Genomic DNA, 12,248 nt, shown 5'->3' on the forward strand with positions numbered 1-12,248 from the left:
TATTTGAATATGCGGTAGTGGCTCAGTGGTAGAGCATCGCCTTGCCAAGGCGAGGGTCGAGGGTTCGAATCCCTTCTACCGCTCCAATAAATGGTATTGATAGAAGATAAAATTATTATTATGATTTCATTTTTGATATCATAAAAGAACTTGGGTAGAAAACCAAGTTTTTTTTATATTTTTGATAATGTTTTCTATTACTATAAATTAAATTGTATAATTACTTTTTAGAAAAACTAACTACTAAATCGTGTTCTAAAATTTTTAAAGCTATACCTTATATAATATGCAATTTACTCATATTTATATATAGAGTATGGAATAAAAATATTAATGAATAAAAGAAATAAAAAATCTAGTAAAATATTGTTTATACATACATCATGTGGTAAAATTATAGAGAAATTTGTCAATCAAAAGGAGACTTTCATATGAAAGATATAGTTGAAAATAAAAAAAGAGCTGAGATAACAATGAGTTTATCAGAATTTGAAATTCCTCCAATGCAAGATGCTTTGATAGTTGGTAAAAATGCTCCTATAGGACCTGAAGCTGCAAGAAGAATGGTTGATATATTATCACCTAATCAATATAATATTATAAGGGTGGAACATTCAACTATTGAAGCAATCGTTATTCGTAAGAATTTGATGAATATGTTAGAAAAAGAAAAATTGATAGAGATTATTTTAGATGAAGGAGAGAAGGTTGCTGACGATTCAACAATCATTAAAGCACAACTCAATGTTGTACTACATGTTAGCAAATCCGTAGAGCTATGATTAAAAGTGTATCAGATATTATGGTAAATAATTTTAAAAATGTAAATGTCCTTGATGGCGTAAAAAAAGCCCAAGATTTCGTAATAAATAAAGGCATAGATTTTTTTCCTGTAATGGAAGAAGGAAGATTAGTAGGCATGTTAACCTATAGAGATTTAATAAGAGTACATCCAAATAGAATTGTAGCAGATGCTATGGAAAATAAAGTTATTTCTATTTCTCCATGTACTTCTATTTGGGAGGCAAGAAGTGTATTTAATAGTGAAGATGTAGAAGTTTTATTAATAGTTGGCAATGAAAAAATCAAGGGTATTGTTACAAAAACTTTAGTAAATACTGAATTAGCTAAGTGTGAAGATCCATTGACTGGTTTATATAAGAGCGATTATATATATTATCGTACTAAAGAATTAATTAATAATAAAAAGAACCCAGCAGTTATATTTATTGACATAAATGATTTTGGTTATATTGATAAAAAATATGGGCATATTCAAGGAGATATTTTGCTTAAAGAAGTTGCACTAATTTTAAAAGAATGTATGACTTCAGAAACGTTCTTATGTAGGTTTGGAGGAGATGAATTTACTATTGTAGCCCCTTATTATTTAGAAAAATGTATTGAATTTACTAAAAAAATATTGAATGAAATTTCAGCCTTTCAATTTTCTAATAGAATAGAAATTAGAGCTTCTGCAGGAATTGCATTAGATAATAATAAAGATTGTTGTACAGATATTAATTCCAGAGTTTATGAGCTTATAAATAAAGCTAGCCTTGCTTCTACCAAAGCAAAAAACGAAAAAAATTCATATTATATTGCAGGTAATGATGATATTAATGAAGTATATCAAATTGGATAGGCGTTCTAAGTAGCGTATAGAAAAAGAGAAAAAGCGACTGCAGTCGCTTTTTCTAGGGTAATAATATTTTAGGGGACAATTTTTTAAAATTCTATTTTTTAAGGTTTTATAAACATTTGTGTCCAATATGTTCTTTCATCAGAGCTTTTTGCATATCCAACACCCATTTCAGTAAAATTTTTACTTAATATATTGGCTCTATGTCCTGATGAATTCATCCAGTCCCTAACGACATCCTGGGCAGACTTTTGTCCCATAGCAATATTTTCTCCAGCAGTTGAATAATTGATTTTGAAGTCACTCATCATTTCAAATGGAGATCCATAAGTTGATGATGTATGGTTAAAATATCCTCCATTTTTCATATCTTCAGACTTATACCTTCCCACCCTAGATAACTTATAATTATGATTAAGTGGTGATAAACCATATTTTTGTCTCTCAATATTAGTTAATTTAGCAACTTCTTTTTCCATAGCTTCAGCTGTATTAAATAAAGGTACATAGACTTTATCACCAGGATATATTAAATTAGGATTTTCAAATTGTGTATTTGCAGCTATAATTTCACTGATACTTACTTTGTATCTTACTGATATCTTCCCTAGAGAATCTCCACTTTTTACTATATAGACGTCGATATCGTTGTTTTTTGATTGAGCATTGGTATTATCTATATTAAATATTACTAATAAACAAAAAACAGTAAAAATAGTTAATAAGAATCTATTTTTTTTCAATGAAAACCCTCCTTTCACATATAGCTTTTGTCATAAAAATAAAAAAATTACAAGATAATAATGGTAGTGTCTATATTGAAAGTCTAGAGTTGGTTATTTTTATAAAGAATTTGAGCAAAAAGAAAGAAAAACTTCCATTTGAAGAATTAATGCAAATTTCAAAAAATAAATAAAACTCAAGTGTTTAAAATATTTGAGTTTTAAAATTAAATATTTGGTATTTAAAGTTTATAAAGAAATATTGTACTTTACAGCTTGGAGCTTAGGATTACAAAAGCATGTAAGGATATTTTTGCTTATGCTCCAAACTTATTAAGCCTTTTAGCATTTGCTAAAAGCAAAGTCATAAGATATTTGCTTTCAAAGAAGCCAAGGCCACCTATATTACAGGCATTTTCATGGAAGCATACAACATCATCTCTTCCTGAAACTTCACTATTTAGTAGTATAGGAACAGGATGAAAACTATGGGAACGCATTAAACAAGGAGAAGAATGATCCCCAGTTATGGCAATAACATCTGGCCTATTCTTTAAAAATATAGGAAGAGCCTTGTCTACTTTTTCAATACAGCTAACTTTAGATTCAAAATTCCCATCTTCTCCAGCTTGATCAGTTCCTTTTACATGGATAAAGAAAAAATCATATTTTTGCCTGTTATTCACATAAGTTTCAAATAAACCCTCTATTGAATCAGGAGGTGGAAGAAGCTTCATACCTAAAAGAGAAGCAATTCCCCTATACATGGGATAAGAAGCTATTGCAGCAGATTCTAAGCAATATTTTTCTCTTATGCTTGGAAGAATAGGTTTTTTAGAAAATCCCCTAATTAAAAATCCATTTGTTTTAGGGTAAGCGCTTAGTTTTTCAAATCCCTTATTAATGAATTTATTAACAACGGAAGCTAGAAATTTTGAAGCTTCATTTTTTCCTTTAGCTTCTAATGGAAGTTTACCTTCCAACTGTGGATCTGTATCATTTATCAGAGAATCAATTTTTTTATCTTTACTATTGAACAAAACTACAAAGCGATGACCTTTTCCGGGTCTAATAGTTATTTCTACATTATCAATCTCCTTGATTGATTTTAAAACATTAGAAAGTTCAATATTTTTTTCCGTAGAGATTCTACCAGCTCTTCTATCAATTATTTTTCCATCACCATCTAAAGTTGCAAAGTTACATCTAGCCGCAACAGTTTTTTCTTGTAAATGTAAACCTAAGCCAACGGCTTCTAGAACACCTCTTCCTATAGTTATATTCTTGGGATCATATCCAAAGAGACCAATATGGCCAGGGCCACTTCCAGGTGTAATTCCTGGCGAAACTGGGATCATTCTTCCTACAACTGACTCAAATGCAAGTTGGTCAAGGTTTGGAGTTTTTGCATATTCGAGGGGAGTTTTATAATTAAAATCTCTATGTCTAATATCTCCTACTCCATCTAAGACAATTAAAACTATCTTTGAATTATTGCATTTAATTATACTTTTAAGAATATCTTCGTTATTCATATAATCTCCTCCTATTAAGACTCAATATTCTAGCCAAATCATGTTCTATTATTTCAAAAAAATTTATAATTATCCTTTGTGAAAGTTTACTATTACATGTAATTATAGAATATAAAACATCATTTATAGATATTCCAGTAAAACAATTAATTTATACATATCAAAATTCCTTAGAAACACTGGATATTTTGATACGTATAAATTAAGTTTTACTATGGGAAATCTATATAGATAAACAAAATTAAAACTTAAGATAAATTTCAAAGAAAATAATGAAAGCTTCTGTATTTTTTCTTTGAAATTCATTAATCTTTAAAGTTATTTATCTTTATATATTATGCAATTGTTATATTTATAAATTATGTAATTGTGTGTCTAAATATTCTTCGACAAATTTAAAGGATATAGATGTTATTTGTCAAATAATATTATTATAAATAAATACAGCATTAAACGTAATATGATATACCAATTTTGTCGAATTAAAAATTATTGACATAAAAGAATTTATAAAAGATATTTCCCAGGAAATATGATGTAAAAGAGAAAATGCAATGAATTTTTAGGGAAAATTATATATAAGTGAAGTAACAAATGGTTACAAAAACAGATATAAAATTATATCTGTTTTTGATTGTCCTTTCGTATCTTAAGCTTATTTATAATTTTTTTAATACCTTCTACGCTCATTGAGATTTCCTTTGCAAGTTCAACCTCTTGCTTGTTGTTTACAAAGCCTGTCAATGTTAATTTGCCATTTTTTACTTTATGACCTATATCCATATAACTTAGATCAGTTGTACTAAGTGCTTGAGCGACTCTACTACTTATAGTTGAATCATCATATTCTCCATATGTATCAACTTTAATATTGTTTACTACATCTTTAATACCTCTAGATTGGGAGGCAAGATTGCATGCTTCTTTAGCTTCTTTTAGAGTATGTGTAGATCCAATTAAATTAGCTACACCATCATTGACTTTTGGGCTAACTCCATCTAAATTTTTGATTTTTCTTAATTTGTCTAAAACTTCCTTTTCCATATGTTTATCGGTAATATTACTATCCATGGCTATTGTTATTTTGTTTTCTATCTTCCTTACTCCATCTATACCTCTTGCTATATCTTCTGATTTGATTTTTTCAGATAATATATCTACAAAACCTGACAAATGGACATATCCATCTTTACAAAAAACATTAATATCCATAGCACTTTCTTGCATTTTTTCTTCCAATTGATCCTTAATCTTATCAACTATTAAATTATCTTTGGAAGGCCTTTGATCATCATAAATCCAATTGCTTCTTTTATCTTGCATATTAATCATCCTTTCAGAAAATCTATCTTTTAATGATATTGTCCCACAAAGAAGCAGAATTTATAAAATAAATTTGCAGCTTTGATTTGATTTTGATTTAATATAGAGAGTTCCGAGTGAATCTTAATTAATACATCTTAAAAATACTGATGTTTCTACAATCTTCTTATATGTATTGATTTCTCTTTTAATTTGTTTCATTATAAAACGACATTTTAGATATTTAGATTGTAATAAAAAATTAATATAATTTATTCAAAAAACGACACATCATTTGTATAAAAAAATATATAATAGAACTTAGTAATTATTGATCTATTAAGTGAGTAAATTGAATAATTACTTTAAGTTTGTAAAATTAGAATTATACAATTTCTTTAATTACAAAAGTTTTTGCTTAAATTTCTATATATAAAATATTAGAAAAATAGGCTTTAAAGTTTTACAAGAATATAATACAATAGTAATATTGAAGTAGTGTCTCAAAAACTGTAAAATATAAATAATAGCATTACAAATTTTTAACTATAAGAACAGTATTTAATAGAGATTATTATTAAAATTATAAAATTCTAAATTGTTTTTACGGAAAACGGAATATGCATTTATTAAGAGGTGTTTAAAGTGGAACAACTACTGGAGATGGTGTCAAACATTGGGATACGAGATATAATTGATATGACCATCGTGGCATTTGTATTTTATAAATTGTACATGCTTATTAGAGATACAAGGGCAGAGCAGCTTATTAAAGGTTTACTTATTTTATTGGTTGCCACAAAGTTAAGCGAATGGTCAAAGCTATTTGTTGTTAATTATATTTTAAATAAGACTATTACTGTAGGATTCATAGCATTATTAATAGTTTTTCAACCTGAACTTCGAAAGGCTTTGGAGCATTTAGGAAGAAGTCGATTATTACTTACAAAAAACATAGTTGAAATAGCCCATGAAGATCTAGATAGTAGAATAAAGGAGATAAGCGATGCTGTTGCTTCTTTATCTAGACAAAAGATTGGAGCATTAATTATTTTGGAAAGAGAAACAGGAATTAGCGAGGTAATAGAAACCGGAAATTCTATTGAAGGTAAAATATCAAGTAGTTTGCTTATAAATATATTTATACCAAATACACCTCTTCATGATGGTGCTGTAATTATAAGGAAAGATAAAATCATGGCCGCTGGATGTTTTTTACCTCTTTCTGAGAATCCTAACCTTAGCAAAAAACTTGGAACAAGACATAGAGCTGCTCTAGGAATAACAGAGACCAGTGATGCTTTGGCAATAGTAGTTTCTGAAGAAACAGGAGGAATATCAGTGGCAATGGCAGGCAAACTCTCAAGATTTTTAGATATTGACACTTTGAAAACAATAATTAAAGAAGCCTTCAGTCCAGAAAAACAAAATAAACTAATGAATTTGAAGTGGAGGCATAAAAATGATTAAGTTTCTTAGGGGATTATTTGAAAGCAGTAGATTGTCAAGAAACACAACTCCCAAATTGGTTTCGATTCTATTTGCCATAGTCCTTTATATATATGTTATGGGAGAAGTAAATCCGGAAATTGAAAAGGAGTTAAACAATATTAAAGTAAATATTTTAAATAAAGAGGAAGTAGAAAATTCTGGGCTGGTATTTATTGATCAAAATGAATTTACTGTTAATGTTAAAGTTTCTGGTAAAAAGAATGAGATATATAAAATATCACCAGATGATATAAAAGTGAGTGCAGATTTAAGTGGAGCTAAGCAGGGGGAAAATATCAAGACATTACAGGTGAGTAAGCCGGTAAATATTGAGATAAAAGAGATATCCCCTCAACAGATAAATGTAAGACTAGATAAAATCATTAAAACACAGAAAACAGTTGAAATTGTAGAAAATGGTACTCCAAAGCGAGGATATGAAACAGGTACTCCTCAGATAACCCCTGATGAGATTTTAATTGAAGGGCCTGAAACAAAGGTTCAAGCTGTTGCCAAGGTTATTGGTGAAATAAATGTTGATGGAATTGACGAAAATATTAGAAGAAATGTACCAGTAAAGGCTGTTGATAGTCAAGGAAAAGATATTATTGGTGTTAAAGTAGAAACTAAGAATGCAAATGTATTTTTGCCTGTATTAAAATTAAAGAATATTAATATTACTCCAACAATAGTAGGAAAACCTAAAGAAGGATATAAAATCACAAAAATAGAAGTTACCCCCAAAAATGTAACACTACGGGGAAAAGAAGCTTTCATTGATAGTGTTAAAGAAGTTATTACTAAACCAATAAATGTAGACGATCTAGATGCTACACTAGTAGCATCAGCAAATTTAGTTATAGATAGTAATATTGAAACTCCATATTTGAATGATTTACCTAAGATTCGTATTGAAGTAGAAAAAATAGAAACAAAGGAGTTTACCTTTAAAGCTAATCAAATATCTGTTAATAATCTTAAGGGTACATTAACTACAAATATTGGAGAATTAGAGGAAGATATAAAGATTAAGATAAGTGAAGTAAGAAGTGTTTTGGAAGAAGTTAAGAGAAGTGATTTAGAATTAATTATAGATGCAGGAGGTCTTGAAGAGGGAACCCATATTCTTGACTTAAAACTTAATAAAAATCGGAGCTATGAAAATATTGAAATAACTCCTAAAGACATTGAAATAGAGATATTTAAGAAAGAAGATGAAGAAGATATAGATGGGGTTTTAAATGAGACCATACCCATAGATAGAATAATAGATATGCCTGGAAGCTAATCCGGGCAATAATTTTATTCATATTAAAAAAGTAGCAAGACATAGTAATGTACTCTAAAGATTAATAAATTTCGCTGAAAGAATGTAGAAGAGCTCATTATTTTATGCAAAAATTATATTAAATTCTAATGTTGGTTATCCATAATTGTATAATTAAAATCGGGGACAATTGTGTAATATATAGCAGTACTTTAGAGATTTAGAAACTATATGTAATAATTATTAGTTTTTATTTTAAAAGAGGTGATTATGCAATTTCCTTGACAGCATCTTAGAATGAGGTGATTGAATGAAAAAGGAAATAGAAATAATATTAAATTCTACTCATGATGCTATGATAGCTGTTGACTCAAAAGGAATAATTACTATATTCAATAGGGCAGCTGAAAAATTGACAAAATTAAGTTCGGATAAAGCTATGGGAAGATATGTTTCAGATGTAATAGAAACTACTAGACTTCCCTATATATTAAAAACTGGTGAATCGGAATTAAATAGAAAACAACCCCTTGGAGATATCAATATTGTTACAAATAGAATGCCTGTAAAGAATGAGAAAGGAAACATAATAGGTGCTATTGCTGTATTTAGAGACATAACAGAAATATTGGAGCTTGCGGAAGAAATAACAGACCTTAAGGAAATACAGATTATGCTGGAGGCTATATTTAATTCTACCCAAGATGCTATATCTGTTGTAGACCAGCATGGGATAGGTGTTCTTGTTAATCCGGCATATACTAGAATAACAGGATTGTCTAAGGAGGATGTAATAGGTAAATCTTGCTTAGTTGATATATCTGAAGGAGAAAGTATACATCTGAAGGTATTGGAATCAAAAAAACCAATTAAAGGTGCAAGAATAAAGGTAGGTCCCAAGAAAAAAGATGTAATTATAGACGCAGCTCCAATGCTTGTTAATGGTGAATTAAGGGGGAGTGTTGGAGTTATCCATGATTTGAGTGAAATAAAGAGACTCACATCGGAACTGGATGAAGCAAAACAAATAATTAGAAAGTTAGAGGCAAAGTATACCTTTGATGATATTATTGGTTCAGATAAAAAGTTAGTTAATGCTATAGAAAAGGCAAAGATTGCAGCTGCAACCCCAGCAACAGTTATATTAAGAGGAGAGAGTGGAACAGGTAAAGAATTATTTGCCCATGCCATACACAATGCCAGTAATAGAAAGCATTGTCAATTTGTTAGAGTTAATTGTGCGGCTATAAGTGAGAGTATATTGGAAAGTGAACTATTTGGATATGAAGAAGGGGCATTTACTGGGGCATTAAAAGGGGGAAAGAAAGGACTTTTTGAAAGGGCACATGGTGGAACCATATTTTTAGATGAAATTGGTGAAATTAAGATGAGTACACAAGCTAAGCTTCTTAGAGTTTTGCAGGAAAAGGAAATAGTAAGAGTAGGAGGGACAAAATCAATATCTATCGATGTAAGGATTTTAGCTGCCACAAATATAGATCTTGAGAAGGCAGTGGAAAATGGAAGGTTCAGAGAAGATTTATATTATAGACTCAATGTGATTCCAATAAGAATCCCTTCTTTAAGAGAACATAAAAAAGATATATACGAGCTTACGAGACATTTTATTAGGAAGTATAATCAAGAATATGGAAGATATGTTACTGATATTTCAAAAGAAGCTTTGGAAATACTTATGGAAAATGAGTGGCAAGGAAATGTTAGGGAGCTAGAGAATTATATTGGAAGAGCAATCATAAATATGAAGTTCAATGAGACAACAATTAAATCCTATCATTTACCCCACAATGGAGAAAGATATAGAAAGAACAATATAGAAAGCGGTTTTAATATTGTAAAAAATAAAGAGAAAACTCTTTCCCTTGAGGAAGTTGTAGGTGAGGTTGAAAAAAAATATATAGAACAAATACTAAAAAATAATAACTATAATAGGACCAAAACTGCTAATGAATTAAAGATATCAGTTAGGAACCTATATTATAAAATAAAAAAATATGGAATCTATAAATAACTCTGCAAAAAATTGCGCATTTTAATAAAATACGCATTTTTTTGCATGAAAGAAATTGCGCAAAAGAAAAATTCTAAAAAACACAAAGAATACCTATTGCAGAAAATGGGAAAAATACAATAGTTCAGTCTCATAAAAATCATATATAGCTTTGGCATATAATTTGCTTAAATAATAATAGTATAGAGTGTGAAAAAAGGAGGTGCCAGTTAAAAGTGAATCGAGAATATGTGCTAGTGATTAATCCTGGTTCCACTTCGACGAAGGTTGCAATCTTCAAAAATTCGGAAAACGTTTTACAAAAGAATTTGAGTCATGACTTGAAAGAATTAGAAAATTATAAAAAAATTACTGACCAATTCAATTATAGAAAAGAAATTATATTAAATTGGTTAAAAAATGAAGGTTATGAAACATCACAGCTAAAAGCTGTAGTAGGTAGGGGTGGAATGCTTAGGCCTATACCAAGTGGTACATATAAAGTTACAGATGATATGATAAAAGATTTAAATATTGGAATACAAGGAGAACATGCTTCAAATTTAGGTGGTATTATAGCTAGGAGTATTGCAGATATAGAAAGAATACAGTCATATATAGTGGACCCTGTTGCAGTTGATGAATTTGAAGATGTTGCAAGAATATCAGGAATACCTGATATAAAAAGACGTTCATTACTGCATGCATTAAATATAAAGGCTGTAACCCATAATGTTGCTAAAGATATGAATAAAAAAATTGATGATCTAAATCTTATTGTGGCACATCTAGGGGGAGGTATTTCAGTAGTACCTCTTAAAAAGGGAAAAATGGTAGATGCAAATAATGCTAATGAAATGGGGCCATTTTCCCCTGAAAGAACTGGTGGACTTCCAGTTGGAGATATGGCAAAAATGTGTTTTTCAGGGAATTATACTTATTCAGAAATTAAAAAGAAAATACGAGGTAAAGGTGGATTAGTGGCATATCTTGGGACAAACGATACTAGAGAAGTTGTGAAAATGATTGAAAAGGGTAATCAGAGAGCCAAGCTAGTTTTTGAAGCTATGGGATATCAGATAGCTAAAGAAATTGGAGGGGCTGGTGTAGTGTTGGCTGGAGATATCGATGCAATAGTACTTACTGGTGGTATGGCTCATTCTAAGATATTGACTGATTATATTAGGGATATGGTAAAATTCATGGCTCCTGTAATTCTTCAGCCTGGAGAAGATGAAATGAGGGCTCTAAATGAAGGAGTACTTAGAGTGTTATCGGGAGAAGAAGAAGCAAAAATCTATGAATATGAGGTGCTGAGGTAATGATTAGGAACTTTGATGATGTTTTTAAATTTGCTAAGGAAAGAGGTCCAAAAACAATAGCAATAGCATGCGCTCAAGATGCTGAGGTTCTTAATGCTATAGATGAAGCTAATAAAATTGGTATTGCAGATGCTATACTGGTTGGAGATAAGAAAAAAATTCAAGAAATTGCAAAAGAAAATAAGATAGAAATAGAAAAATATGAAATAATTGACATACAGGATTTAAGTGAAGCTTCACTTAAGGCAGTTGAATTAGTTTCTACTGGAAAAGCTCATATTGTGATGAAGGGACTTGTAGATACTTCTATAATATTAAAGGCAGTTTTAAACAAAGAAATAGGTCTGAGAAGCGGAAATGTATTAAGCCATGTAGCAGTATTCGATGTTTTAGGTTATGATAGATTATTTTTTGTAACGGATGCGGCTATGAATATAGCACCTGATTTAAACACCAAAAAGCAAATAATTGAAAATGCTGCTATAGTGGCTCATTCGTTAGATATAGAAAAACCTAAGGTTGCAGCTATATGCGCTAAGGAAAAGGTGAATCCTAAAATGCCAGCAACAGTTGAAGCAGCTGAACTTGAAAGGATGAGCAAAGACGGCGAAATATCAGGGTGTGTAGTAGGTGGACCATTTGCCTTAGATAATGCAGTATCGGTAGAAGCTGCTAAACATAAGGGAATTGATCATCCGGTTGCAGGGTATGCAGATATATTATTGGTACCAACTATAGAAGCAGGAAATGTATTATATAAATCAATGGTATATTTCTCGGGTTCAAAAAATGCAGGGATTATTGTGGGAGCCAAGGCACCAATAGTCCTTACATCAAGGGCAGACAGTGAAGAAACAAAGCTTAACTCCATAGCACTTAGTGTATTAATGGCTGCTAAACAATCATAAGTATAAAATGCTAAAATACTTAAAGTTGAATGCTTTGAGGAGCTTTAA

10 protein-coding genes and 1 tRNA gene are annotated in these 12,248 nt (G+C 30.0%); 8 read left to right on the forward strand and 3 right to left on the reverse strand.

The features are described from left to right. The first annotated feature begins 11 nt into the window (after window positions 1-11). The 3 genes from B5X81_RS00245 to B5X81_RS00255 all read left to right on the forward strand — a co-directional run bounded on the left by B5X81_RS00245 (window position 12) and on the right by B5X81_RS00255 (window position 1,645). Window positions 12-86, forward strand: a tRNA-Gly gene (locus tag B5X81_RS00245). 345 nt (window positions 87-431) lie between these two features. Further along, window positions 432-782, forward strand: coding sequence for a hypothetical protein (locus B5X81_RS00250; RefSeq protein ID WP_079488465.1), 351 nt, complete (start codon window positions 432-434; stop codon window positions 780-782). After that, window positions 779-1,645, forward strand: a complete 867-nt coding sequence (locus B5X81_RS00255) for a GGDEF domain-containing protein (protein ID WP_079488466.1) — start codon at window positions 779-781, stop codon at window positions 1,643-1,645. The genes B5X81_RS00250 and B5X81_RS00255 overlap by 4 nt, the downstream gene beginning before the upstream one ends. A gap of 98 nt (window positions 1,646-1,743) precedes the next feature. Here the strand turns inward: B5X81_RS00255 and B5X81_RS00260 are convergent, their stop codons facing one another. The 3 genes from B5X81_RS00260 to B5X81_RS00270 form a co-directional block, all read right to left on the reverse strand. Further along, on the reverse strand, window positions 1,744-2,385 hold the full coding sequence (locus tag B5X81_RS00260) for a CAP domain-containing protein (RefSeq protein WP_079488468.1): 642 nt from the start codon (window positions 2,383-2,385) through the stop codon (window positions 1,744-1,746). 296 nt (window positions 2,386-2,681) lie between these two features. Beyond that, entirely contained in the window at window positions 2,682-3,899 is a 1,218-nt protein-coding gene (locus tag B5X81_RS00265; RefSeq protein WP_079488469.1) for a 2,3-bisphosphoglycerate-independent phosphoglycerate mutase, read from the reverse strand. A 618-nt stretch (window positions 3,900-4,517) separates the two neighbouring features. Further along, on the reverse strand, window positions 4,518-5,222 hold the full coding sequence (locus tag B5X81_RS00270) for a BON domain-containing protein (protein WP_170917209.1): 705 nt from the start codon (window positions 5,220-5,222) through the stop codon (window positions 4,518-4,520). 624 nt (window positions 5,223-5,846) lie between these two features. On the opposite strand from B5X81_RS00270, the gene cdaA reads away from it, so the two are divergent. From cdaA to ptb, 5 genes are all read left to right on the forward strand, one after another. Next, a complete protein-coding gene (gene cdaA / locus B5X81_RS00275) occupies window positions 5,847-6,671 on the forward strand; it encodes a diadenylate cyclase CdaA (protein ID WP_208984953.1) in 825 nt (274 codons plus the stop codon). Next, window positions 6,664-7,980 (forward strand): CdaR family protein, encoded by a 1,317-nt coding sequence (locus B5X81_RS00280; protein WP_079488473.1) that lies wholly within the window; start codon window positions 6,664-6,666, stop codon window positions 7,978-7,980. Before cdaA ends, B5X81_RS00280 begins: the two co-directional genes overlap by 8 nt. 289 nt (window positions 7,981-8,269) lie before the next feature. After that, a complete protein-coding gene (locus B5X81_RS00285) occupies window positions 8,270-9,991 on the forward strand; it encodes a sigma-54 interaction domain-containing protein (RefSeq protein ID WP_079488474.1) in 1,722 nt (573 codons plus the stop codon). 215 nt (window positions 9,992-10,206) lie between these two features. Next, window positions 10,207-11,292 carry a butyrate kinase gene (gene buk / locus B5X81_RS00290; RefSeq protein WP_079488476.1) on the forward strand — a complete coding sequence of 362 codons (1,086 nt, stop codon included), beginning with the start codon at window positions 10,207-10,209 and terminating at the stop codon, window positions 11,290-11,292. Next, entirely contained in the window at window positions 11,292-12,200 is a 909-nt protein-coding gene (gene ptb / locus B5X81_RS00295) for a phosphate butyryltransferase (protein WP_079488477.1), read from the forward strand. The genes buk and ptb overlap by 1 nt, the downstream gene beginning before the upstream one ends. The last annotated feature ends 48 nt before the right edge of the window (window positions 12,201-12,248 follow it).

The sequence above is a fragment of the Maledivibacter halophilus genome (assembly GCF_900167445.1).
Lineage (GTDB): Bacteria > Bacillota > Clostridia > Peptostreptococcales > Caminicellaceae > Maledivibacter > Maledivibacter halophilus.

Bases quoted from the DNA above. Each gene is read 5' to 3' on its own strand.
- B5X81_RS00250 (WP_079488465.1), top strand. From the start codon at position 432: ATGAAAGATATAGTTGAAAATAAAAAAAGAGCTGAGATAACAATGAGT.
- B5X81_RS00255 (WP_079488466.1), top strand. From the start codon at position 779: ATGATTAAAAGTGTATCAGATATTATGGTAAATAATTTTAAAAATGTA.
- B5X81_RS00265 (WP_079488469.1), bottom strand. From the start codon at position 3,899: ATGAATAACGAAGATATTCTTAAAAGTATAATTAAATGCAATAATTCA.
- B5X81_RS00270 (WP_170917209.1), bottom strand. From the start codon at position 5,222: ATGCAAGATAAAAGAAGCAATTGGATTTATGATGATCAAAGGCCTTCC.
- B5X81_RS00280 (WP_079488473.1), top strand. From the start codon at position 6,664: ATGATTAAGTTTCTTAGGGGATTATTTGAAAGCAGTAGATTGTCAAGA.
- B5X81_RS00285 (WP_079488474.1), top strand. From the start codon at position 8,270: ATGAAAAAGGAAATAGAAATAATATTAAATTCTACTCATGATGCTATG.
- ptb (WP_079488477.1), top strand. From the start codon at position 11,292: ATGATTAGGAACTTTGATGATGTTTTTAAATTTGCTAAGGAAAGAGGT.